Here is a 25359-nt window from a genome sequence, read left to right on the forward strand (position 1 = left end):
GGCTAGTGTGGTGGCGGAGAGATGCCATGGCCGCGATCCGCCACGACGAGGTTCGGTGCACGCGTGGCCGGTGAGGAACGGAAGGCGCTCGTGCTCGAGGCGATCGGACTGGACGACGAGCACACCGCGCTGTACCGGCTCATCCTGCAGTCGCCGTCGGCGAGTGTCGACGAACTCGCGGCATCCGCAGCGAAGTCACCGGCCGAGGTGCGTTCGATCGTCGCGGAACTCGAACGGCTCGGACTGCTCGCACGGCAGGCATCCGCCCCCGATCGCGTCGTCGCCTCGCCGCCGTCGTTGGCCCTGCGTCCGATGCTCCTCGACCGCGAGCGCCGACTGACCCAGGCCCACGAGGCGCTCATGGAGTTGAGCGAGATCTACCGCAGCGGAGCCGCCCAGCGTGCAGCGCCCGACGTGGTCGACGTCGTGCTCGGGGCGGATGCGGTGCGCCAGCGTTTCGCCCAGCTGCAGGCCTCGGCCACGCAGCAGGTGCGGGTCTTCATGTTGAGCGATGTCGCCTTCCTCGACGCCGACGAGAACGAGGCGGAGGACGATGCCCTGGGCCGGGGCGTCGCCTACCGCGTGATCGTCGAGAAGGCGGTGCTCGAGTGGCCCGGCTTCATCGATGCGGCCCGTGAGGCGGCGCCGTACGGCGAGGAGATCCGGGTGCTGCCGACGCTGCCCACCCGGCTCATCATCTCCGACGACGACATGGCGTTGCTGCCGATGCGGTCGCGGGGTGAGGGCCGGTCGTCGGGCGCGTTGCTGGTGCATCCGAGCGGCCTGCTCGATCTCGTGATCGCGATCTTCGAGGAGTTCTGGACGACCTCGACTGAGTTCGTCTCGGCGGGCGAGTTGCCGGGTACGCACGACGCGGTCGATCGTGACCTGCTGAAACTGCTGCTGCTGGGGCTCACGGATTCGGCGGCCGGGGCGCAGCTGGGCATCTCGGTGCGCACGGTGCAGCGGCGGGTGGCGGAGCTGATGGAGACGGCCGGTGTCGCGACGCGCATCCAGTTGGGTGCAGAGGCCGTGCGTCGTTCGTGGGTGTAGTCGCCCCTTGACGTCCACACCCTCGGCGAGAAAGATGAGGAAGGTTCGTGACCGTTTCGGGTTCGTGAATGTACGAGGGGGTACATCGTGTTCCACGTCCGCATCGTCCGTCAGCTCGCCGTCGCCACCGCCGCGGCACTGATCGTCACTGCCGTGAGCGCAGCGCCGGCTGTCGCGGCCCCGCCGCCACCTGCGGCCGACGACCATCTCGCGGTCTATACGGGCACCGTCGACGCCGACGGGCTCGCTGCGATCGTCGATCTCGGCGTCGACCGGCACGACATCGTCGCGGCGCCGACCGATGGAGACCCGAACGCGCTCGCCGTCGAGGTGATCATCTCGGGTGAGCAGGCTGCGGCACTCGCCGAGGGCGGCACCGAGTTGGAGCAGAAGGCTCCGGATGCCTCGCGGCGCGCGTTGCAGGCCGACCCCACGGTGTTCCGGCGCTATGCCGGCGCGGGCGGACTGCAGGAGGAACTGCAGGCGCAGGCGGCGGCGCATCCGACGATCGCCGAGCTCGAGGTGATCGGCCAGACGGTCATGGGGCAGGACATCACCGCTGTGCGGGTCACGAAGAACCCGGCTCGCACGAAGGACGGCAAGCGACCGGCCACGGTGTTCATGGGCGCGCAGCACGCGCGTGAGTGGATCACACCGGAGATGGTGCGGAGACTGCTCGACCAGGTGCTGAACGAGTACGGCTCCGATCCGAAGATCACGCAGCTCGTGAACTCGACCGAGATGTGGTTCATCCCCGTCGCGAATCCCGACGGCTACGACTTCACCTTCGAGGAGGATCAGCGGCTTTGGCGCAAGAACCTGCGTGACAACAACAACGACGGCGTCACCACGGTGGGCGACGGCGTCGACCTGAACCGCAACTATCCGACTCGTTGGGGCTACGACAACGAGGGCTCGTCGCCGAACCCGGCGAGCGACACCTATCGCGGCCCCGCGCCGGCATCCGAACCCGAAACCCAAGCGCTCGACTCGCTGTTCGACCGCATCACGCCCGAGTTCCTCGTGAACTACCACTCGGCAGCCGAGCTGCTGCTGCACGGCATCGGCTGGCAGGTGGCGACGCCGTCGCCCGACGACGTGATCTACGAGGCGATGGTCGGCGACGACGCCAACCCCGCGGTGCCGGGCTACGATCCCGACATCTCGGCCGAGCTCTACGTGACGAACGGCGACACCGACTCGCACATGCAGGAGGCGCACGGCACACTCGGCTTCACACCCGAGATGGCGACGTGCGAATCGGCTTCAGATTCGGTCCCCGACGACCAGTGGGAAGCCGCCGACTGCGAGAGCGGCTTCAACTTCCCCGACGATGAGGGGCTGGTCCAGACCGAGTACGAGAAGAACGTGCCCTTCGCGCTCGCGGTGGCGGAGTCGGCGCTCGACCCGAACGACCCGGTCTCCGTCGTCGACCGCGAAGCGGCCGACTTCACCGTCGACACCTTCGACGTCTCGCACGGCGACTCCCAGCCTGTGGCGGTCGTCGCCAAGCGCGACCTGCTCGCGAAGTTCATGAACTACCGCATCAACGGCGGCCGCACCCAGATCGCGCTCGTGAAGGAGTGGCAGGGCGGTGAACGCTACGGCGACGAGAACGACGACTACCTCGCCGAGTACCGCGGCACCGTGCGCGGCGCGCAGCCTGGCGACACCGTCGAGGTGTGGTTCTCGGCGTTCCCGTCGGTTCGCGATCTGCTGAAGGGCGAGAAGGTGCGCAAGATCGAGAGCGAGCACTTCAGCTACACGCTCGCCCAAGACACGGGCAACGAGGTGCTCGTGATCGCGAACGAGGACTACACCGGGGTCAACCCGAGCTACCCGGCGGGCACGACCGCGCCGAAGTACCTCGACGAACACGTCGCCGCCCTCGAGGCGAACGGCGTGACCCCCGACGTGTGGGACGTCGACGCGCAGGGGGTGCCGCACGACCTCGCCGTGCTCGGTCACTACGACACCGTGCTCTGGTACCTCGGCGACAACCGCCTGACGCAGGACCCTGAAGACGAGCTGACCGAGGTCGGCAGCGGCACGCTGCCCGACCTGTCGGTGGCCGAGCGCACGCAGTACCTCACGATCTCGGTGCGCGACTACCTGAATGAGGGCGGCAAGCTCGCCTACACGGGTGAGACGACCGGGTACTACGGCACGCTCGCCGGCACACTCGGCGGTCTCTACTACGGTCTCAACGGCGCGCCCGACCAGCCGTGCGCGGTCACCCAAGACCTCTTCAGCGACTGCCTGCTCTACGCCGACGACTTCACGCAGTACTGGCTCGGGGCGTACAACCGCACGCCGCTCGCGGCGGGTGGCGTGCTCGGCACCGCTGCCCCGTTCGACGGGTTCGAGTCGCTCTTCGGCGGCCCGGCGACATCCGACAACCCCGTGGACGAGGCGGGCGCGCTGATCCCGACGAGTGAGGTGTTGCCCGCCGACGAGTTCCCGCAGTTCGAGAGCTCGGCGGTCGCCGACTACCTCGACCCGCAGGGCCCGTTCATCGCGATCGAGGGTGAGTGGGCGATGGCAGCGACGCACATCGACGACGGGTACCAGCGTCTTGCGCGCGAGTACGACCTGTCGAGCGTGACGGCGGCGGATGCCCCGGCATTCGAGGCGCAGTTCTCGTTCTCGACCGAGGAGGCGTACGACCACGTGATCGTCGAGGCGCGCCAGGTGGGCACGGATGACTGGACGACGCTCGCCGATGCGAACGGTGGCACGACGCCGGATGTGCCCGCCGAGTGCGAGGCGGGGTTCTTCGTCGACGAGCATCCCCAGCTCGAGCACTACCTGACGGTCGGCGACCCCTGCGAACCGACCGGTTCGAGCGGTCAGTGGAACTCGCTCACCGCATCGTCGAACGGTTGGGTGCCGGTGTCGTTCGACCTCGCCGCCTTCGCCGGCCAGCAGGTCGAGGTCGTGGTGAGCTACGTGACCGACCCGTTCACAGGTGAGACCGGACTCATCGTCGATGACACCAGCTTGGAGGTGGCCGGCGTGCCGACCCAGGCCGAGGGCTTCGAGTCGGGACTCGGCGCGTGGACGGTACCCGGCGCCCCCGAGTCGAGCCCGGGCAACGTGACCGACTTCGAGCGCACTCGCGGTCTCGGCGGCGTGGTCTCTGCGGTTCGCGCAGCCGACTCGATCATGCTCGGCTTCGGTCTCGAGCAACTCGAGTCGGATGCCGCTCGAGCGGATGCGGTCGGCCGGATCCTCGCGTACCTGCAGGACTGAAGTGAGGGGCACGGGCGTCGAGTGCAGTCGACGCCCGTGCCGCTCTCACTCGATGTGCTAGAACAGTCGAGCCTGGGCGACGACCGGCGCGCCCTCGAGCTCGAGCAGCATCCGCTTGCGTTCGAGACCGCCGGCATAGCCGGTGAGTGAGCCGTCGGCGCCGACCACGCGATGGCACGGCACCACGATGCTGATGGGGTTGCGCCCGACGGCGTTGCCGACGCGTCGCGCGAGATTTCGATCGCCGAGCCGCGCGGCGAGCTCGCCGTAGCTGGTCGTTGCGCCGAGTGGGATGTCGCGGAGCATCGCCCACACCGCCTGTTGGAATTCGTCGCCCGTCGGCGCCGTCGGCAGGTCGAATTCGCTGCGCTCCCCCGCGAGGTACTCGGCGAGCTCTTCGCCGAGTCGCGTGATGAGCCGGTCGCCGCGCGCGTCGACCTCGACGCCGATCGTGCCGGAGGCCGGCGGGTGCCAGTGCCCTTCGAAGTAGATGCCGGCCAGCGCGTCTCCGTCGGCGACGACCAGCAGGTCGCCGAGCGGCGTCGTCAGGGTGGCGTGGCGGCGGGTCATGACTCCATCATCTCCCCTGCCCGGCTGCGTGCATCCGCGAATGACCGCGGAAAACGGACTTCATCGCTGCGGTGGTGCACCGAGGGGCTTGGTGCGCTGGAATGCGCTGGGATGCGCTGGGATGCGCGAATCGTGTCAACCCCTGTCGCCTCGCCCGCCCCCGCGCGAAGCTGAGACGACGCAGCTGATCGGTGACGCACGCCGCCGGTCGCCTATTCACGAAGGAGCACGCAATGACCGACTCCACCACGCCCGATGGCTCGAACCCGACGTCTGCCGAGTCGGATGCGATGAGCTCCGACGAGACCCGGCACTCCAACGAGCCGAACTCTGAGAACGAGAGCCGCACGAACGAGGCGAAGGAGCCCGCCCCGGCGTCGCCGCCCGACGACGAGGACACTCCCGGTGCGCCCACGAGCAGTGCGCCGCTCACCGATTCCACCGATGGCGGCTTGGACGGCGGGGATCCAGGCGTCGAGGAGTAGTCGCCACACGGCGTCGGCACTGACGACGTAGGGCCACCATCGTTGCGTCGCCGGCGTCGACGCAGCGCCCCTGTCGCTCCGCCACCCTCTCGACGCAGTGATGCATCGCCGCCACGATGCGCGTCGATCACGCTCGAGTTCAAGACCGCGTGGATGCGTGCGACAGCCGTCGACCTTCACACGGCGCGGCACTGTTGCGAGGCGCGCGGGCTCGATCGAGACGCTCGCCCGTGCTCAAGCGACGGCGGCGGGCTTTCGTTCGAGGTGGTCGGCGAGGCGGGTTGGGGATTTCGTGGCCGGGTGCCAGGTGCCGCCGGGGTCGAGCCACGCGGGCGGCCGGATCTGTGGTGTGCCCCTGGTCATGCGGACACCCCACCCGGAGGTGTCGATCGTGCGGTGATGGAACCAGCACAACAGCACACCGTTGTCAGGATGCGTCGGGCCACCATTCACGTCGGGGATCACGTGGTGGATCTCGCACCAGGATGCCGGCACCCGGCAGCCCGGGATGAGACACCCGCCGTCGCGGAGGGCGATCGCACGGCGTTGGTGCGGGGTGAAACAACGTTCCGGTGAGCCGAGCCGGATGATGCGGCCGGAGTCGTCGAAGGTGACCTGTTGGGTGCCGCCCGTGCAGATCAACTGCCGGGCGGCACGGAGTGACACCGGGATGTCGATTCCGTCGGCGTGCGCGACACCACGCCCGGACTCGAGATCCGCCGCGCGCACGCTCACGAGCACCGTCGGTGCGGCACCACCGATGCTCGGGTGCTCACCCGAGCGGGCAGCGGTCTGAATGATCGCGGCGATGACGTCGTGGCGTTGTTGTTCGGCGGTGCGGGTTTCGCCGTTGGCGGCGATGTTCGCGCGTTCTTCGGCGGTCATGAACCCGCCACCTGATCGTGGTGCCAGATGCGCGTCGAAGAGCCGGGTGAGGGCCGCGGCGACTTCGGGTAGGAGTTCGCCGGTGACGGGGATGAGTCCGTCGCGGGCGCGTCCGATGCGGAACCCTCGGCGGCGCATGGCGCGTTCGTCGTCGGGTTCGGGGCCGTCTTGATCGAGGAACACCGCCCACGCCTGGGCTTGCACCCGCAGCTCGTCGGCGGTGCACCGCACCGGGTACGCATCACCGGCCCCAAGCGCTGCCGCGACCAACTCACGTTCAGCCACGGCGAGCGCGGTGGGGTCGGCGACTCGGCGGGTGGCGTCGAGTTCGCGGATGATCGTGCCCGCAGCATCCGCCCCGAGCTCACCACCGGCCACCGCCGCACCAACCACAGCAAACCGGGGAGGCACCGGCTCACCGGTCAGCCCCATGCCCGGCCGGGTTGCTACACCCAGAGCAACGCGTCGCCGGGCTTCGCCGCCCGACACTTGGGTGACCCGCTCGAGCAACTCGGAAGCGGTGCGGCACCCGCGCCGGGTCGAGAGCCGTTCGGTACCCAGCTCGACCCGCGAACGCTCACCGATCTCACCGGCACACGCCGCCCGGTGCGCGTCGATCACCCGGCCGACCGTCTCGAACGCGGCCGTCGCGGCGAGCAGCTCATCATCAGACCAACCCGCGACATCGACACGAAGCACGTCAAGGAGCGTGGTTCGCACCTCTTCGAGGGTCGCGGCGAGTTCGGTCATGACCCCAGTCTGCCGCCACCCACCGACATCCGAACCGACCCGATATCGACCCGAAAACAGCAGGTCAGCCTGTGAATACCTCCACCCGAACACCACCTGTGGAGGACAAGTCACACGAGCCCGACTCAAGCGCCCCTACGCCGACTCGCGCACCACCAGCTCCGTCGGCAGTGTCATGCGCCCGGCAGGCTGCCCGTCAATGACGTCGAGCAGCATCCGCACCATCTCGTGTGCGATGCGCTCGAACGGCTGGTGCATCGTGGTGAGCGCCGGCTCCACTCGTGTCGCGATCGGCGCATCATCGAACCCCGCGACGGCCACGTCGTCAGGCACCCGCAGGCCGCGTTCACGCAGCACGTCCATCGCCCCGATGGCCATCGCATCATTGGCGGCGAAGACCGCGTCGAGATCTGGCACCCGCTCGAGCAGCTCCTCCATGGCGCGCGCGCCACTCGCGCGCGAGTAGTCGCCCTCGGCGACGAGTTGCTCGTCGAACGCGTCGCCGAGTTCCAGACGGTACCCCTCGAGACGGCCGATGCCACCAGAGGTGTCCATCGGCCCGGTGATGGTCGCGATCCGCGAGTGCCCACGCGCCGCCGGGCCCGCTGCGCCGGCCGACCCCGCCGAGCCTGCCCCGCGGCCCGACCCATCCACCGCCGACCCCGCAGAGCCTGCCCCGCGGCCCGACCCACCACCACGCGCCGCCGAGCCCGACGACCCCGCCGCCCCGACCCCACCGTCACGCAGGTACGCCACCATGTCGCGCGCACCCTCGAGATCATCGGCGGCCACGTACCCGATGCGTCGCTCGTAGCCGAGCGGCACCCCGCAGGCCACCACCGGCAGTTCGGCGGCGACGAGCGTCTTCAGGAACCCCTCGCGTCCGCGGTGCGACGAGACGAGCAGCGCGCCGTCGACGTGTCCGGCCATGATGAACTCTGTCGCCCGGCGCTGCTCGTCGTCGGAGCCGGCCATGAGCAGCACGAGCGGGATGTCGCGTGCCGCGAGCGCGTCGGCGGCGCCACGCATGAGCACCGAGAAGTTGGGGTCTTCGAAGAGCCGGTCGTGCGATTCGGTGAGCAGGAAGGCGATGGAGTTGGCGCGTGCCGTCGCGAGGTTCCGCGCGTGCGGATTGATGCGATAGCCGGTCTTCTTGATCGCACGCTCGACGGCTTCGGCGGCGGTCGGGCTGACCCAGTGCCCGCCGTTGAGCACGCGTGAGACCGTGCCGCGCGAGACGCCGGACTCGCGGGCGACGTCTTCGATCGTCGGTCGCCGACGCTGGGAGGACTCTGCCACGACGATCAGCCTAGGCCGCTCGACCCGAGCCGCTCACGCCTTCACGGCGCCGGCCGCGAGATCGACGCGCCAGTAGCGCTGCAGCACGAGGAACAGCGCGATGAGCGGCACGATCGACAGTAGGGCGCCGGTGATCACGAGCGTGTACATGGCGGGCAGCGATGCACCCTGGTTCAGCAGCCCCGAGAGCCCGACCGTGATCGGGAAGAGCTCGTCGTTGCCGAGCATGATGTACGGCAGCATGAAGTTGTTCCAGACCGCGACGAACTGGAACAGGAAGATCGTCACGAGCCCCGGCCCCATCATCGGCAGCGCGATGCGATGGAAGATGAACAGCTCGCGGGCACCCTCGGTACGGGCCGACTCGATGATGTCGGTGGGCACCGCCGCCGCCGCGTAGATGCGTGCGAGGTAGATGCCGTACGGGCTGATCAACTGCGGCAGCAGCACCGACCAGTACGTGTTCGTCAGGCCGGCCTGCGCGAGCAGCAGGTATTGCGGAATGGCGAGGATGACGCCGGGCACGAGCACGCCCATGAGCAGCACCTTGAACACGACGCCCTTGCCCGGGAAGGTGTACTTCGCGAGCGCATAGCCCGACAGCGCCGAGACGTACGTCGAGATGACGGCGCCGACGCCGGCGTAGAGGGCGGTGTTCAGCATCCAGCGCCAGTAGAGGCCGTCGCGGTACTCGGTCAGCGCGACGATGTTGTCCCACAGGTGCGTGCTCGGCGCGAAGGTGAAGGAGGAGAAGAGCTCGGAGGCATCCTTCGTCGAGGCGATCAGCACCCACGCGACCGGCAGCAGGCAGTAGAGCGCCCCGAGCAGCAGCACGGCGGTGGAGCCGACGGCGATGGGCACGCGCCGGTCGCCGGCGCCCGAGCCACGGCCGCCACGGCCGGCGCGCCCGGCACGTCCGTTGCGCCCGGCACGGTTCGCGCGACGAGCGGATGCCGCGTCGAGCTCGGGCAGCACGGCGGCGCGGGTCTCGGTGGTGACGGTCATGGCTCAGTCCTCCTGGCCGAAGGCGCGCCGCTGCACGACGCGAAGGAAGATGAAGGAGATCGCGAAGGTCGCGAGCGCGATGATGATGGATGTCGCGGCGGCCGAGTAGATGTCGTCGCGGGTGAACGCATCCCGGTACACGAGCATGAGCGGCGACCAGCTCGTGGAGAGGCTGTTCGTGAGCGGACGCAGCGTGGTCGGCTCGGCGAAGACCTGCAGCGTCGCGATCATCGAGAACAGCGCGGTCATGACGAGCGCGGGCATGATGATCGGTACCTTGATGCGCCAGGCGATCTGCACCTCGGAAGCCCCGTCGATGCGTGCGGCCTCGTAGATCTCGCTCGGCACCGCCTTCAGCGAGGTGTACATGACGATCATGTTGAAGCCGACGCCGCCCCAGAGGCCGATGTTCGCGATCGCGAAGACGACGAGGCCGGGCGAGAGCATCGACGGCACGTCCCAGCCGAGGCGTTCGAAGATCCAGTAGAAGGGGCTGACCGCCGGCAGGTAGAGGAAGCCCCAGAGCAGTGAGGAGATGACGGCCGGCACGGCGTACGGAAGGAAGATCGAGACCCGCGAGAAGCCCTTCGCACCCGTGCGGCGCGCGTCGAGCAGCAGCGAGAAGAGCAGCGCGAGCCCGAGCATCGTCGGCACGAGGATGAGGCCGTAGAGCAGCACCCGGCCGACGCTCGCGAGGAACTCGGGATTGCCGAGCGATGCGAGGTAGTTGTCGAGGCCGACGAACTCGCGGGTTCTGGAGCCGGTGCCCAGCCCGAGCCCCTGCACGACCTCGCTCTGCACCGAGAGCACGACGGTGTAGAGAATCGGCGCCGCCATGAAGAGGGCGAACAGGATGATGCCGGGGGCGAGCATCATCCACGGGGTGAGGTGACGGCGAGCTGCGCCCGGCCCGCGCTTGGCGGGAGTCGACGACGCGCGTTGCGCCGCGCCGCGCGGGGCTTCGACGGTGGCGGTCATGTTCGGGTCCTTCCTGGGGTGATGGTGACGCCGGTCGAGGAGCGGAGCGTATCGAGACCACTCGCGGGGTCTCGATACGCTCGCTTCGCTCCCTACTCGACCGGCGGGGCGGCGCTGGCGCCCCTCCTCGACCGGCGGGCGGCTACTTCGCGACGGTGAAGCCGCTCGACTCGAGGTCGTCGACGGTGATCTTCTGCATCGCCGTGACCGCCGCGAGGAACGCGTCGACGGTCTTCGCCTCGGCCGCCTTCGCGAACTCGTCGTTGTAGGCGCTGAACGCGACGTTCACGTTCGGCCCGTACTGGAACGGCGCGACGGATGCTGCGGCATCCGCTGCGACATCGTAGAAGTCGGGCTGGTTGCTGAAGAACTCCGGCGCTTCAGTGAGCGCGGATGCCGCGGCATCCGTCGAGGCCGGGTAGATGCCGGTCTCGGTGACGAGCGCCTGCACGGCGTCGGGGTCGGTGTTCAGCCAGGTGGCGAACTCGACCGCCGCCTCGACGTGCTTCGACTGCGAGGTGACCGCGGTCGACGAGCCGCCCCAGTTGCCGTTGGCGGCGTCGCCGTCCCAGGTGGGCAGCGTCGCGGCCTTCCAGAGTCCGGCGGTGTCGGCGGCATTGCCCGAGAGCACGCCCGGACCCCACACGGCGCCGAGCCAGCCGACCTGCGTGCCGTCGTTCAGGCCCGCGTTCCACTCCGGCGTGTACATCGGCTTGTTGTCGATGACGCCCTCCTGCACGAGGCCGCCCCAGTACTCGGCGACGCGCTGCGTGGGCTCCTCGTCGATGCCGACGCCCCATGCCTCGCCGTCGATCGACCACCACTCCGAGTTCGCCTGCTGCGCGAGGCCGGCGAACCAGCCCGCGTCGTTGGACGAGAAGGTGCCGAGGTACTTCGACGGATCGGCGGCGCGCAGGGCGCGGGCGACATCGGCGTACTCGGCCCACGTGGTGGGTACCGAGAGTCCGAGCTGCTGGAAGATGTCGTCGCGGTAGAAGAACATCATGGGGCCGGTGTCTTGCGGGATCGCGTAAACGGCGTCGCCGCCGAGCGTGACCGAGTTCCACGTGCCGTCGCTGAACTGGTCGGCGAGGTCGGCGGCACCGGCGTCGCTCAGGTCGGCGAGCGCGTCGGAGGAGACGAGGGTCGGGATCTTCTGGTACTCGGCCTGGATCAGGTCGGGCGCACCGCTGCCGGCCTTGATGGCCGTGAGCAGCTTGGTGATCGCGGGGTCGCCGCCGTCTTGCTTGTTGACCGTGACCTGAATCTCGGGGTGCTCGTCGTTCCAGAGGTCGACGACCTTGTCGAGGTTCGGCGCCCAGGCCCAGTAGGTGAGCTCGATCGGGTCGCCGGCGGTGCCCTCCGACCCTGTGTCTGCTGAGCAGCCGGTCATGATGAGCGCTGCTGCTGCCAGCGTCGCCACGGCGCCGGTGCGGAATGCTGCACGCATTCGTCCTCCTTGTCGAAAGCTGTGATTGCGGGAGTGCCCGTGACGCCGCACGACGGGAAGGACGACGGCGTACCTGTGAGCGCTCCTAGTAACGCACAGCCGCCATTTGCTTGTCAACTGAAACAAGTACGGATGGCGAACGCTGGGTGTTCTGTGTTAGAACTGTGACCGCACACAGCCTGTGCACGCAGCTTGAAGGAGACTTCCGTCGTGACATCCGTTCCATCGCCCGCGCGCGACGTCGCCCTGCTCACCGTGAGCCATGAGCCATGGGCCGAGCCGCTGACACGCCCCGCGATGAGCAACGAGCTCGACCGGCACGAGCGCGTCTCGCTCACGAACCGCTACGTCGAACTCGTCGGGCGACCGGCGATTCCCGTCTCGGGCGAGATGCACTTCAGCCGGGTGCCGCGCAGCGAGTGGAACGAGCGGCTGCGCCTCATGCGCTCGGGCGGCGTCACGGTCGTCGCCGCCTACCTGATCTGGATCCACCACGAACCCGAGCGCGGCCGGGCGAGCTTCGCCGACAACCTCGACGTCGCCGCCTTCGTGCGCTGCGCCGCCGACGCCGGCCTCGACGTCGTGCTGCGCATCGGCCCGTGGTGCCACGGCGAGGTGCGCAACGGCGGCTTCCCCGACTGGGTGCAGCAGGCGCCGGTCGCGCACCGCACGGATGACCCGGGCTACCTCGCCCTCGTCGAGCCCTGGTTCGCCGCGCTCGGCGAGCAGCTCGCGCCGCTCTGCGGACCGGGCGGCAACGTCATCGCCATTCAGCTCGACAACGAGCTCTACGACCAGCCCGGGCACCTCGCGACCCTCAAGTCGCTCGCCCGAGCCAACGGCCTGGTCGCCCCCATCTACACCGCGACCGCGTGGGGCGGCGCCGAGCTGCCCGACGGCGAGGTGCTGCCGCTCTACGGCGGCTACGGCGACGGCTTCTGGGTCGACGCCGACCACGACTGGGACACGACGTTCCGCGAGCACTTCTTCTTCTCGCACACGTGGGACGACCCCGGCATCGGCGCCGACCTGCGCGACCACCCCGGCATCGGCCGGCGCGGCGAGACGCCCCGCCTGCCCTCGGCGTCGTTCCCCGCCGCCACGTGCGAACTCGGCGGCGGCATGGCGACGGCCTACCACCGGCGTCCGCTCCTGAGCGGGGCGGATGTCGCCGCGGTCGCGCACAACAAGATCGGCAACGGCTCGGGCTGGCAGGGCTACTACATGTACGCGGGCGGCTCGAACCCCGGGCCGGCGCTGCAGGAGTCGCACGCGACGGGCTACCCGAATGACCTGCCCGAGTTCGACTACGACTTCCATGCGCCGGTCGGCTCGGCCGGGCTGCTCGCGGCGAGCCACGCCGCGCTGCGGCGCCAGCATGCGTTCCTCGCGGCGTTCGGCGACGGCCTCGCGCCGATGCCGTCGACCCTGCCCGAGCACCTCCCGACGAACGTCGACGACGCCGAGACCCTGCGTTGGGCGCTGCGCAGCGACGGGGCATCCGGTTGGGTGTTCGTGACCTGGCAGCAGCCGCACCGCCCGCTCGAGACCGCCCGCGACGTGCAGTTCGCCGTCACGCTCGACGCCGGCACCACGCTGTTCCCGCACACGCCCATCGACGTGCCCGCCGGCACGATCGCGCACTGGCCGCTGCACCTCGAGCTCGGCGGCGTGCACCTCGACTGGGCGACCGCGTCGCCGCTCACGGTGCTCGCCGGCGAGCAGCCGACGCTCGTGCTCGTCGCCGAGGCGGGGATCCCGGTCGAGCTCGCGACGGCGGCGACGGTCACGGCCGCAGGCGCGGGTACGGGTACGGGTACGGGTACGGGCACAGCCGAGGCGCTGAGCCGTCCGGCGCCCGGTGTCGTTCGCGTCGAGAGCGAGGTTCCGCAACGACTCGAGCTGCAGCAGGGCGAGGGCCGGCTCACGGTGCTCGTCGTGCCGGCGTCGTTCGCCGACGCCGTGTGGGTGCTCGACGGCAGCGGCCGGCGGCGACTCGTGCTCTGCCGTGACGCGCTGTTCGAAGACGCCGAGGGCCGGCTCGCGGTGCGCGCGGCGCACGCCCCCTCGGTGCAGGAGTACCTGCCGGAACGCGGACGGTTCGACGCCGTCGACGTCTCCGTCGTGGCATCCGGTGCCGGTGCCCATGCCGATGCCGATGCCGATGCCGGCGCCGGCACCCGTACCGCCGGCGACGCCGAGCCCGCCCGCTCGGGCCGGGAGGTGCCCGTGCTCCCCGGCGCACCGGCTCCCGGCGCGACCCCGCCGTCGAGCTACGGCGACCGCGCCGGCCGCGCCTCCGCGCCGAGCCGCGACGAGGTCGCCCGCGACGCCACGAGCTGGACGCTCGAGCTCCCCGGCGACCGCCGCGGCCGCCGGTTCCTCGAGATCGAGTGGGCCGGCGACGTCGCCCGACTCGAGGCCGACGGCATCGTGGTGGCCGACCGCTTCTGGGACGGCACGCCGTGGGTCATCGGGCTCGACGCGCTCGGCATCGCGGATGCCGCGGAGCTGACGCTTCGCATCGTGCCGCTGCATCCCGAGGCATCCGTGCACCTGCCCGATGCCGCCGCGACCCGGCGACGTGCGACGGCCGGCCCGCTGCTCGACCTCGACGGTGTGCGTCTCATCGAGGCACCGCTCTGGCGGGAGCGCTGATGCGCTGAGCCGTCGTCGCTCTCCACCCACCGAACCGTGTTCCGCCCGTCCGGGCGGAACGACACCGCAGCGCCGCGGATCCACTCGCCCTCCGGGCGACCCGCTCGGGCTGCCGACTGCAGAGGAGCAGGATCGTGCACCAGCATTTCCGAGCAAGAACGGGAGTCGTCGCGGTCGCGGCGGCTCTCGCGGCACTGGTCGCGGTGCCGGCGGCCGCGACGACCGGCGCATCGCCGGCGTGGGCGGCGGCCGACGGCACGAGCACGAGCACCAGCGGCACGGGCACCACCGGGCACACCGATAACACCGGCACGGACACGAGCACGAGCACGACCGGCAGCACCGCCACCGACCCCGTCGACGCCGGCATCTTCGTCGAGCGCGTCGAGGGCCTCTCCCCCGACTTCGCGAACGGCGTCGACGTGTCGACGGTGCTCTCGCTCGAGGAGAGCGGCGTGGTGTTCCGCGATGACGCGGGCCAGCCGGCCGACCTGTTCGACGTGCTCGCCGACCACGGCGTGAACACCGTGCGCGTTCGCGTGTGGAATGACCCGTTCGACGCATCCGGCAACGGCTACGGCGGCGGCAATGTCGACGTCGCCCGCGCGGTCGAGATCGGCTCGCGGGCCACCGCATCGGGGCTCAGCGTGCTCGTCGACTTCCACTACTCCGACTTCTGGGCCGACCCCGGTCGTCAGCTCGCGCCGAAGGCGTGGCAGGGCCTGTCGCCAGAGCAGACCGTCACGGCGCTGCACGACTTCACGGCCGACGCGCTGCAGTCGTTCGAAGATGCCGGTGTCGACGTCAGCATGGTGCAGGTCGGCAACGAGACGAACAACGCGATCGCGGGCTACTCGCGAGCCGGCACGGCGATCGACGCGCAGTTCGCCGCCCTCATCTCGGCGGGCAGTTCGGCGGTGCGAGAGGTGCTGCCCGATGCGCTCGTGGCGGTGCACTTCACGAACCCCGAGACATCCGGCCGCTACGCCACCTATGCCGCGGGCCTCGCCGAGTTCGGCGTCGACTACGACGTGTTCGCGAGCTCGTACTACCCGTACTGGCACGGTTCGACCGAGAACCTGACCGCGTCGCTCTCGCACGTCGCGACGGCGTACGGCAAGCAGGTCATGGTCGCCGAGACGTCGTGGGCGCACACCCTCGGCGACGGCGACGGCTATTCGAACGTCATCGGCGAGGGTACGATCACCGATGACTACCCCGCGAGCGTGCAGGGTCAGGCGACCGAGCTGCGCGACGTCATCGCCGCGGTCGCGGACGTCGGCGATGCGGGCATCGGCGTCTTCTACTGGGAGCCGGCGTGGCTGCCGGTGGGGCCGGCATCGGATGTCGCAGCGAACGAGCTGCTCTGGGAGCGCGACGGCTCGGGCTGGGCGACGAGTTTCGCGAGCGACTACGACCCCGTGCACGTCGGCGAGTTCTACGGCGGCTCGGCGTGGGACAACCAGTCGCTCTTCGCGTGGGACGGCACGCCGCTCGAGTCACTGCGCACCTTCGAGTACGTGTACACGGGCGCGGTCGCTCCGCGCGAGGTCGTCTCGGTCGAGCGGCTTGAGCTCTCGGTGACGGATGGCACGCCGGTCGCGTTGCCCGCGACGATCACGGTCACCTTCAACGACGGCAGCACGGAGCATCCGCAGGTCGACTGGGGCGACGCGGTCGACTGGATCCGCGGACCCGGCGAGTACTCGGTGCCCGGGCGCACCTCGACCGGCCTCGTCGTGACCGCGTCGGTGACGGTGCTCGCCGCGAACCTCGTGCAGAACGGATCGTTCGAGTCGCCGGACCTCGGCGCGTGGACCCTCGCCGGCCCGGCCGCACGCACGCAGACCGCCGACGGCTCCGACGGCGACTTCGCGCTCACCTTCTGGAGCGGTCAGGCGTACACGACGTCGGCCGTGCAGACGCTCTCGGGCGTGCCTGCCGGCACCTACTCGGTGCAGGCGACGACGCAGGGCACGGGGAGCGGATCGGCCGACTCGCGCGTGCTCTCGGCGACGAGCTCGGCGGGCAGCTGGAACGCTCCGCTGCAGTTCACCGCGTGGAACGAGATGCACACCGCGACGCTGCCGACCGTGGTCGTCGGCGCCGATGGCATCGTCGAGCTGCGGGCCGACTTCGCGCTCTCGGCGGGCGCATGGGGCGTGCTCGACGACGTGCGGCTCGTCGCCGTGTCGAGCGCCGAACCCGTCGACACCTCGGCGCTCTCGGCGGCGCTCACGCGTGCCGCCGCCATCGATCGTGATCGCTACACGGATGCCTCGCTCGCGACGCTCGACGACGCGATCGCCGTCGGCGAGGTCGTGCTCGCCGGCTCGCGCGCGACCGTCAAAGAAGTGAAGCAGGCGACGAAGCTGGTCGACAAGGCGGTGAAGAAGCTCGCGGTCGTGAAGGAGTAGGCCTCCGGCGCGCTCGCGAGCGAACGAGCGAGGCGGGGCGGGGCGGCGACTGCAGCGAGGTCGCCGCCCCGTCACCGCGTTCTGGTCAACGCCGCCTGGTCAGCGCCGCCTGGTCAGCGCCGCCCGGTTCTTCTCGTACTTCGGCTTGCCGACCAGCCGCCAGATCAGCCGCACCGGCGCCGGCAGGTGCTCGCGCTGCCACTCGGCGCCGCCGTCGGGCTGCGCCGCGAGGATCGCGCCGAGCTGCACGAACATCTTGCCCTTCGGCGTCGCCTTGCGCCCGTGATCGCCGAGCGCGTCGACCTCGGCCTGGGTGAGCGTCGTCTCCATGACGGGCACGATGTGCTGCTCCTCGTCGGGGAGGTGCGCGGCGAGCGCGGACGTGATGCCATCGAGTGCGGAGGTCACGCCCGCGGCATCCGTCGCCCGACCACTCGCCCGCCAGGCCGGCAGCGCCGCGTCGAGCGCGTTCAGGTGCACGAGCATCTCGGCGTGCTGCAGCTTCATGCGGGCGATGTGCCCGGCGCACGACGGCGCGCGGCCCTCGAGCGTGTCCCAGAGCATCGTGTCTTCGCCCTCGTGGTGCGCGTGCAGGCTCGTGGAGAGCATCGCGAGGTGGTCGCCGACCACGTCGGCGTGTGCGGTGTCCGCTTCGGCGACGCCCTCGACGAGCGCTCGCCCCTCGCCGAACCCCGCGCGGAAGAACCGGTGGATCTCGGCCATGCCGCTCGCGTCGCACGTCGTCGCGGCGCCGGGGCTGCCCTGGCCGCCCGCGCGGTCGGGCGCATCGCCGCTGGAAGGCAACGCGGTGGCGGGCATGGCAGCTCCGTTCCTCGGCGAGTGGCGCAGTCGAGGCGACCCTACGACGTCACGGATGTCGCGGCAAGACCCGACGCGTTGACGAGCGCCGCGCCGCACCCACCGCGCCCTGCCCGCACCACGCCGCCCTCCACCGCGCCATCCCGCGCCACCCCACCCCGCCCGCGTCGCCTCCCACCGCCCCATCGAAGCGACACCCCTTGCGGCGTACCGAGATCTGCGACTATGGTGACCTAAACCGGTTCAGACGCTCCTTGTTTCGAGGAGCCGTCCGCCGATCAGCCAATGGAGGCTCTGATGACCGAAGACGTCGGGCCCGCCGCCCGCCCCACGATCATCGATGTCGCACGTCGCGCGGGCGTCAGCAAGAGCCTCGTCTCCTTCGCCCTGAACGACCGTCCGGGTGTGAGCGCCGAGACGCGCGACCGCATCCTCGAAGCAGCCCGCGACCTCGGGTGGACCCCGAGCCTGCGGGCCCGATCGCTCAGCGTCGATCGCTCCTACGCGCTCGGCCTCGTGATCGGCCGCAGCGTCGACGTCATCGCCGCCGACCCGTTCTTCCACTCGTTCATCGCCGGCGTCGAGAGCGAGTTCTCGACCGCGGGCCAAGTGCTCGTGCTCACTCGCGCGACGCCCGGCCGCGAAGAGGCCGCGACCTACCGCGGGCTCGCGGCCGACAAGCGCGTCGATGGCGTGTTCCTCACCGACCTGCGCACGGACGACGACCGCATCCAGCTCGTCGAAGAGCTCGGACTCGCCGCCGTCACGCTCGGGCGCCCCGACGTGCCGTCGCCGTTCCCGTCTGTGTCGGTCGACGATGGTCACGGCATCCGCGCTGCCGTCGACCACCTCATCGCGCTCGGCCACCGTCGCATCGCGCATGTCGCGGGGCCCTCGAACATGCTGCACGGCCGCCGCCGTGCCGAGGCGTTCGCCGCCGCGGCCCGGGCGGGCGGCGTCGAGCCGATGGCCGCCGTCGAGACCGACTTCAGCGCCGTCGACGGGGCGCGCGCGACCCGCGAACTCCTCGCGCTCGGCACAGATCGACCGACCGCGATCGTCTACTCGAACGACATGATGGCCCTCGCCGGCCTCGCGGTCGCCCAGCGCGCGGGCCTCCGCGTGCCCCACGACCTCTCGATCACCGGCTTCGACAACACCGAGCTCGGCGAGCACACCTTCCCCTCCATCACCTCGGTCGCGACGGATGCCGCTGACTGGGGCGCCCGGTCGGCACGGCTCCTGCTCGCGGCCATCGCCGGGCAACCGGTCGACGACGTCGAACTCGCACAGCCGCGACTCGTCATCCGCGAGTCGACGGCGGCCGTACCCGCCGCGGCCGCACCACCCACCGAACCACCCCGCACGTAATCCGTACCCGCGCGGCACCGACGCCGCCGACGAAAGGAGCCGGCCATGCGCCGACGCATCATGATGACCGCCGTTGCTGCGGCAGGGGCGTTCGCCCTCACCGCGTGCACGAGCGGAGGAGGCGGTGACGGCGGCACGGAAGGTCGTGGCGACATCACCATCTGGTACTCCAACAACGAGGCCGAGATCGCTTGGGGTGAGCAGATGGTCGAGGCCTGGAACGCCGAGAACCCCGACGAGCAGGTCAAGGCGCAGGAGATCCCGGCCGGCGCCTCGAGCGAAGAGGTCATCGGCGCCGCGATCACCGCGGGCAATGCGCCGTGCCTCGTCTACAACACCTCGCCCGCTGCCGTGCCGCAGTTCCAGAAGCAGGGCGGCCTCGTGAACCTCTCGGAGTTCGACGACGGCGACGGCTACATCACCGAGCGCAGCGGCGATCTCGCCGATCAGTACCGCTCTGAGGACGGCGGCTTCTATCAGATGCCGTGGAAGTCGAACCCCGTGATGATCTTCTACAACAAGGCGATGTTCGCCCAAGCTGGCCTCGACCCCGAGAACCCGTCGCTCGCGACGTACGACGAATTCCTCGAGACAGCGCGCACGCTCGTCTCGTCGGGCGCGTCGCAGTTCGCGATCAACCCCGCACCCACGAGCGAGTTCTTCCAGAGCTGGTTCGACTTCTACCCGCTCTACGCGGCGCAGTCGGGCGGCACGCTGCTCGTCGAAGAAGGTGCAGCGACCTTCGATGACGAGAACGGCACGGCCGTCGCCGAGTTCTGGGCGACGCTCTACGCTGAAGGGCTCGCCGGCAAGGAGCAGTACCAGGGCGACGCGTTCGCCGACGGCATCTCAGCGATGTCGATCGTCGGCCCGTGGGCCGTCTCGGTGTACGGCGAAGACGTCGATTGGGGGGCGGTGCCGGTTCCGACGCAGGATGGCACCGCAGCTGAAGAGACCTACACGTTCAGCGATGCCAAGAACATCGGCATGTTCACCGCCTGCGAGAACCAGGCCACCGCCTGGGACGTGCTGAAGTTCTCGACGAGCGAGGAGCAAGACGGCGTCTGGCTCGACGAGACCGGGCAGATGCCGTTGCGGCAGAACCTGACCGAGGCGTACGCCGACTACTTCGAGGCGAACCCCGCCTACGAGCAGTTCGGCGATCAGGCCGCTCGCACCGTCGAGGTGCCGAACGTGCCCAACTCGATCGAGATCTGGCAGACCTTCCGCGACGGCTACTCGAACTCGGTGATCTTCGGCGAGGAGCCGGTTGCGACCTTCCTCACCGACGCCGCCACCGAGATCGACGAACTCGCCCAGGGCTGATCGGAGCTCCGATCATGACCACCGTCGCGGCACCGCCGGGCACGACGACGGAGCCTGAGGAGACGCCCCCGAGCCGCCGCAAGCGGTGGCTCGGGGAGCATCCGCTCGGCCTGCTGCTGAGCACGCCGTACCTGCTGTTCATCGGGCTGATCTTCGCTTACCCCATCGTCTTCTCGGTGTGGATGTCGTTCCAGGACTACTTCTTCGCCGCACCCGGCGCCCAGGTCGACCGCCCCTTCGTCGGGTTCGACAACTACCTCGAGGTGATCGAGGACCCCGCCGTCTGGCGTTCGTTCGGCAATGTGGGCATCTTCCTGCTGATCAACGTGCCACTCACCGTCGGGCTGTCGCTGCTCCTCGCGACCGCGCTCGACAAGGTCGTGCACGCCCGCACGTTCTTCCGGGTGAGCTACTACGTGCCGTACGTGACCGCCTCGGTCGCCGTCGTCGCGGTCTGGCTCTTCCTGTTCGCCGGAAGCGGCCTCGTGAACCAGATCCTCGGGCCGCTCGCGCCCGAGCCGTCATGGCTGATCAACTCGGCCCTCGCGATGCCCACCATCGCGCTCTTCGTCACGTGGAAGGGCCTCGGGTTCTACATCCTGCTCTACCTCGCGGCCCTGCAGAACGTCAGCAAGGAGCTCTACGAGTCGGCATCGGTCGACGGTGCCGGGGCGGTGCGCCGGTTCTTCTCGGTGACCGTTCCCGGCGTGCGCCCGGCGACGGTGCTCGTCTTCCTGCTCGCCACGATCACGGGTGCAAACCTCTTCACGGAGCCGTACCTGCTCACGGGTGGCGGCGGCCCGAACGGCGCCTCGACGTCGCCGGTGCTCTTGATGTACCAGAAGGGCATCGAGCAGGGGAATCCGGATGTCGCATCGGCACTCGGCGTCATCCTGATCATCTTCGTGCTGATCATCGCGTGGGTGCAGTACCGCTTCCTGGGGGGTAAGGAGTCATGACCCGTATCGGCACCGGACTGCGGTACGTGCTGCTCTCCCTCGGGGCGCTGGCGTTCCTGTTCCCGTTCTATTACATGATCGTGGGCTCGCTGCAGACCGCGCCCGACCCGACGCTCGCGGGCGCGTTCCCCGACCCGGCGAACATCACAGGCGCGAACTACGTGAACATCAACGAGCGGGTGAACCTCTTCCAGGGGCTCGCGAACTCGGGGATCTTCACCGGCGGGGTGCTGCTCGGCACGGTCGTGTTCGGCGTGATCGCGGGCTATGCCCTCTCGGTGCTGAAGTGGCGCGGCCGCGGTGCGACCCTCGTGCTCGTGCTGCTCGTGCAGGTGGTGCCGTTCCAGCTGCTGATGATCCCGCTCTACGTGATGATCGCCCGCGACTACGGCCTCTCCGACAGCTACCTGGGGATGATCCTGCCGTTCGCCATCAACTCGACCGCGGTGCTCATCTTCCGCCAGTACTTCCTGCAGCTGCCGAAGGAGCTCTTCGACGCCGCCCGCATCGACGGCGCCGGTGAGTTCCGCATCCTCTGGTCGGTGGCCCTGCCGCTCGTGCGGCCGGCGCTGCTGACGGCGGTGCTGCTCACCTTCATCGGGCCGTGGAACGAGTTCCTCTGGCCGTTCCTCATCACCAAGGAGGCGGCGCTCCAACCGCTCGCCGTCTCGCTCGCGAACTTCATCTCCAACGTCGCGGCATCGACCTCCAACCCGTTCGGGGCGATGATGGCCGGCGCGGTCGTCCTCGCAGGCCCGGCGGTCGCCCTGTTCATCATCTTCCAGCGCTATTTCGTCTCGAACGATCTCGGCTCCGGAGTGAAAGGCTGATATGTCCACCATCACCGCTGTTCCCTACACGCTCACCCGCATCGGCGTCGTCATGCGCCCAGTGCCCGGCGATCCGAGCGAGGCCGAGGGTGTGCTGAATCCGGCGTCGGGTCGAACCCCCGATGGCACGCTCTACCTGCTGCCGCGGCTCGTGGCCGAGGGCAACGTCTCCCGGGTCGGGCTCGCCCGCGTCGAGATCGACGACGGCGTGCCGGTCGGCGTCGTGCGCGAGGGCGTCGTGCTCGAACCCGATCGCGGCTGGGAGCGGGGCGCGGACAACGCCGGCGTCGAGGATCCGCGGGTCACGCGCATCGACGCCCTCGACTGCTGGGTCATGACGTATGTCGCCTTCGGCCCGCTCGGTCCGCGCACCGCCATCGCCGTCTCGAACGACCTGCGCGAGTGGCGCCGCCTCGGGCCGGCGCTCTTCGCCTACGACGACGCGCTCGACATGGACCTCAACCTGTTCCACAACAAGGACACGACGTTCTTCCCCGAGCCGGTCACCGCGCCCGACGGCACCCCGAGCCTCGCGGTGCTGCACCGTCCGATGTGGGATCTCAGCGAGACGAAGCCCGGCCAGGGCGTGCGGCTGCCAGCCGGCATCACCGATGCCCGCCAGTCGATCTGGATCGCGTACATTCCGCTTGATGCGGCGCTCCGCGACATCCGCGCGATCACCCTGTGGCAGCAGTCGCGCATGCTCGCCGGGCCCGAGTTCCCGTTCGAGGAGCTCAAGATCGGCGGCGGCCCGCCGCCGCTGCGGGTGCCCGAGGGCTGGCTGCTCCTCCACCACGGCGTCACCGGCACGATCGACAGCGCCTTCTCGCAGCAGCGGAACGTCAACTACGCGGCGGGCGCCATGCTGCTCGACGCCGAAGACCCGACGATCGTGCTCGCGCGCACGGCCGAGCCGCTGCTCGCGCCCGAGACCGAGGAGGAGCGCAGCGGCATCGTGCCGAATGTCGTCTTCCCGACCGCCATCGAAGAGATCGACGGCGAGCACTACGTGTTCTACGGCATGGCCGACTCGCAGATCGGAGTTGCGCGGCTCGACCGCGTGTCCGATCTCGATCGAGTCACCGAAACGGAAGGCACATCATGATCACCACGGATGCCCCTCGCCGCCCCGTGTGGGCGACGCTCGCGCTCGGCACCGCCGCCGCGCTCGCACTCACCGGGGCGCTCGCGTCACCGGCGCACGCTGCGTCGGCGTCGGCGTTGGAGGCGGCGCCCGCGCCGCTCGCGAACACCGCGCACCTCGACTTCCTGCTCGACACGGCGACTCCGCCCGCGCAGGCGGGGCACACGACCTACCGACTCGCCGAGGAGCCCGAGCTCGTGCTCCCGTGGACCTACGCCGATGCGCGCGACGGCGGCACCTTCGAGCGGGTCGGCGGCGGACCGCTCGACCCCGCAACCGGCGACTGGGGGCAGGGCGCCTACAACGCCGACGACGTCTCGCGTGCCGCGGTGGTCTACCTGCGGCACTGGCAGCAGACGGGCGACGAAGCGAGCCGCGTGCACGCCTACGAGCTGCTGCGTTCGCTCGCCTACCTGCAGACCGCCGAGGGCGAGCATGCGGGCAACGTCGTGCTGTGGATGCAACCCGACGGCGAGCTGAACCCGAGCGCCGAGCCGGTCGAGCTGCCCGATCCGTCGGACTCCGACGCGAGCTACTGGCTCGCGCGCACGATCTGGGCGTTCGGCGAAGGCTACGCGGCATTCGCTGAGACGGATGCCGCATTCGCGGCCTTCCTCGCCGAGCGGTTGGGGCTCGCACGCGAGGCGGTCGACCGCCAGGTGCTCGACCGCTACGGCGAGTTCGAGACCTCCGATGGCATGAAGGTGCCCGCGTGGCTCATCGTCGACGGCGCCGACGCGACGGCCGAGGCCGTGCTGGGCCTGTCGGCGTACGTCGAGGCGGCGCCCGACGATGACGCCGCACGCACGACGCTCGAGCAGCTCGCCGAGGGTATCGCCGCCATGGGTGCGGGCGACACCGAGTCGTGGCCGTACGGCGCGATCCTGCCGTGGGCGCTGTCGCGCTCGATGTGGCACGGGTGGGGGTCGCAGATGCCGGCGGCGTTGGCCGAGGCATCCGTCGCTCTCGGCGATGCTGCGCTCCTCGAACCGGCGATCGCCGACTCGAGCGGGTTCACGACGACGCTGCTGACCGCCGGCGGGCCCGACAACGGCTGGTTCCCGACGCCGTCGGATCGGGTGCAGATCGCCTACGGCGCCGACTCGCGCGTGCAGTCGCTGCTGTCGGTGGCGGATGCCTCGGGCAGCACCGGGTTCGCGGAGCTCGCCGCGATGCAGGCGGCGTGGTTCTTCGGCGCGAACCGTGCCGATGAGCCGATGTACGACCCCGCGACGGGGATCACGTACGACGGCCTGCAGCCCGACGGCTCGATCAACCGCAACAGCGGGGCCGAGAGCACGATCCATGGGCTGTTGACGATGATCGCGCTCGACGCGCGTCCCGCACTGGCGGCGAGAGCGACGACGGTGACGGATGTCGCTGAGCTCGACGGTCTTCGCGTCGTCGAGGCCGAATCGGCGACGTCGACGAACGGCTCGGTGCAGACGCCGGCGTCGGCGTGGACCGGGGAGTCGCTCTACAGCGGCGACGTGCTCGTGCTCGAACGCGGGCAGCACGCGACGTTCGACGTCGGAATCGCGGCCAGGGTCGGGGCCGTGGATTCGCCGCGTTCGATCGAGCCGGTCGCGTGGCTCGACGAAGACGCTCGTGCCCGCTCGATCTGGACCGCCGGGCGCACACCGCTCGGCATGCTCGACGGTCGCGGCGAGCCCCAGGGCATCAGCCCGGTGCCAGGCGTGCTGCTGCCGCGCTCGCTGCGTGCTCCGCTCGCTGCCGGGAGCGCATCGGTCGCGGTGTCGGTGAAGACCGGAACCGTCATACTCGACGCACTGCTCGTGCGGCCCGCGGTCTCGCGGCTCGTACTCGAAGGCACGGGCGGGGCGACCGAACTCGCGCACTCGACGACGTCGAAACGACAGCAGGTGACGGTCGGCTTCGATGACGTCGCCTCGATGGCACGGATCTACGACGGCCGAGGTGCGCTCGTCGACGAGCGCGCGTTGAGCGGGCGGGGCGAGGTGTTCGTTCCATCGGGCGGGTTCGCGGTCGTGAGCCGGTGAGCGTCGCACTTGGCGCGCCGCGACAAGCGCCGACCTTAGCGATCGCACCAGCCCGCCGACCCCGGCCGCTCCAGCAACCTCACCGAC

At 70.0% G+C, this 25359-nt stretch carries 18 protein-coding genes; 11 read left to right on the forward strand and 7 right to left on the reverse strand.

Features of this window, described 5'->3' with window-relative positions; genetic code table 11:
• Positions 1-63: 63 nt before the first annotated feature.
• Together AC6CH0_RS02195 and AC6CH0_RS02200 are read left to right on the forward strand one after the other, a co-directional pair.
• Positions 64-1053, forward strand: coding sequence for a TrmB family transcriptional regulator (locus AC6CH0_RS02195; protein WP_498098027.1), 990 nt, complete (start codon positions 64-66; stop codon positions 1051-1053).
• Between the two features lie 87 nt (positions 1054-1140).
• Positions 1141-4305 (forward strand): M14 family metallopeptidase, encoded by a 3165-nt coding sequence (locus tag AC6CH0_RS02200; RefSeq protein ID WP_498098028.1) that lies wholly within the window; start codon positions 1141-1143, stop codon positions 4303-4305.
• A gap of 57 nt (positions 4306-4362) precedes the next feature.
• Here the strand turns inward: AC6CH0_RS02200 and AC6CH0_RS02205 are convergent, their stop codons facing one another.
• A complete protein-coding gene (locus AC6CH0_RS02205; protein WP_498098029.1) occupies positions 4363-4875 on the reverse strand; it encodes a methylated-DNA--[protein]-cysteine S-methyltransferase in 513 nt (170 codons plus the stop codon).
• A 233-nt stretch (positions 4876-5108) separates the two neighbouring features.
• Here AC6CH0_RS02205 and AC6CH0_RS02210 point away from each other — a divergent pair, with 233 nt between their 5' ends.
• Positions 5109-5360, forward strand: a complete 252-nt coding sequence (locus tag AC6CH0_RS02210; protein WP_498098030.1) for a hypothetical protein — start codon at positions 5109-5111, stop codon at positions 5358-5360.
• A 234-nt stretch (positions 5361-5594) separates the two neighbouring features.
• Here AC6CH0_RS02210 and AC6CH0_RS02215 read toward each other — a convergent pair whose 3' ends face one another.
• From AC6CH0_RS02215 to AC6CH0_RS02235, 5 genes are all read right to left on the reverse strand, one after another.
• A complete protein-coding gene (locus AC6CH0_RS02215) occupies positions 5595-6995 on the reverse strand; it encodes an HNH endonuclease signature motif containing protein (protein WP_498098031.1) in 1401 nt (466 codons plus the stop codon).
• 135 nt (positions 6996-7130) lie between these two features.
• Positions 7131-8294: a LacI family DNA-binding transcriptional regulator gene (locus tag AC6CH0_RS02220; RefSeq protein WP_498098032.1), complete on the reverse strand. Its 1164-nt coding sequence runs from the start codon at positions 8292-8294 to the stop codon at positions 7131-7133.
• Between the two features lie 33 nt (positions 8295-8327).
• The gene (locus AC6CH0_RS02225) at positions 8328-9299 is read right to left on the reverse strand and encodes a carbohydrate ABC transporter permease (protein ID WP_498098033.1); all 972 of its coding nucleotides are present in this window, start codon (positions 9297-9299) and stop codon (positions 8328-8330) included.
• Positions 9300-9302: 3 nt separating this feature from the next.
• On the reverse strand, positions 9303-10277 hold the full coding sequence (locus AC6CH0_RS02230) for a carbohydrate ABC transporter permease (RefSeq protein WP_498098034.1): 975 nt from the start codon (positions 10275-10277) through the stop codon (positions 9303-9305).
• A 142-nt stretch (positions 10278-10419) separates the two neighbouring features.
• The gene (locus AC6CH0_RS02235) at positions 10420-11727 is read right to left on the reverse strand and encodes an ABC transporter substrate-binding protein (protein WP_498098035.1); all 1308 of its coding nucleotides are present in this window, start codon (positions 11725-11727) and stop codon (positions 10420-10422) included.
• Between the two features lie 210 nt (positions 11728-11937).
• Between AC6CH0_RS02235 and AC6CH0_RS02240 the strand changes: the two genes are divergently transcribed.
• Positions 11938-14385 (forward strand): beta-galactosidase, encoded by a 2448-nt coding sequence (locus AC6CH0_RS02240; RefSeq protein ID WP_498098036.1) that lies wholly within the window; start codon positions 11938-11940, stop codon positions 14383-14385.
• A 134-nt stretch (positions 14386-14519) separates the two neighbouring features.
• A complete protein-coding gene (locus AC6CH0_RS02245; RefSeq protein WP_498098037.1) occupies positions 14520-16802 on the forward strand; it encodes a glycosyl hydrolase 53 family protein in 2283 nt (760 codons plus the stop codon).
• Positions 16803-16901: 99 nt separating this feature from the next.
• Here the strand turns inward: AC6CH0_RS02245 and AC6CH0_RS02250 are convergent, their stop codons facing one another.
• Positions 16902-17621 carry a hemerythrin domain-containing protein gene (locus AC6CH0_RS02250; RefSeq protein ID WP_498098038.1) on the reverse strand — a complete coding sequence of 240 codons (720 nt, stop codon included), beginning with the start codon at positions 17619-17621 and terminating at the stop codon, positions 16902-16904.
• A 297-nt stretch (positions 17622-17918) separates the two neighbouring features.
• On the opposite strand from AC6CH0_RS02250, the gene AC6CH0_RS02255 reads away from it, so the two are divergent.
• From AC6CH0_RS02255 to AC6CH0_RS02280, 6 genes are read left to right on the forward strand one after another with little or no spacing between them, the layout of a single operon-like run.
• A complete protein-coding gene (locus AC6CH0_RS02255) occupies positions 17919-18992 on the forward strand; it encodes a LacI family DNA-binding transcriptional regulator (RefSeq protein WP_498098039.1) in 1074 nt (357 codons plus the stop codon).
• A 45-nt stretch (positions 18993-19037) separates the two neighbouring features.
• Positions 19038-20318, forward strand: a complete 1281-nt coding sequence (locus AC6CH0_RS02260) for an extracellular solute-binding protein (protein WP_498098040.1) — start codon at positions 19038-19040, stop codon at positions 20316-20318.
• 14 nt (positions 20319-20332) lie between these two features.
• On the forward strand, positions 20333-21277 hold the full coding sequence (locus AC6CH0_RS02265) for a carbohydrate ABC transporter permease (RefSeq protein ID WP_498098041.1): 945 nt from the start codon (positions 20333-20335) through the stop codon (positions 21275-21277).
• Positions 21274-22107 carry a carbohydrate ABC transporter permease gene (locus AC6CH0_RS02270; RefSeq protein ID WP_498098042.1) on the forward strand — a complete coding sequence of 278 codons (834 nt, stop codon included), beginning with the start codon at positions 21274-21276 and terminating at the stop codon, positions 22105-22107. The genes AC6CH0_RS02265 and AC6CH0_RS02270 overlap by 4 nt, the downstream gene beginning before the upstream one ends.
• 1 nt (position 22108) lies before the next feature.
• A complete protein-coding gene (locus AC6CH0_RS02275) occupies positions 22109-23212 on the forward strand; it encodes a glycoside hydrolase family 130 protein (RefSeq protein WP_498098043.1) in 1104 nt (367 codons plus the stop codon).
• A complete protein-coding gene (locus AC6CH0_RS02280; RefSeq protein WP_498098044.1) occupies positions 23209-25272 on the forward strand; it encodes a hypothetical protein in 2064 nt (687 codons plus the stop codon). Before AC6CH0_RS02275 ends, AC6CH0_RS02280 begins: the two co-directional genes overlap by 4 nt.
• Positions 25273-25359: the final 87 nt, after the last annotated feature.

This window comes from Agromyces sp. GQ35, from assembly GCF_059758475.1.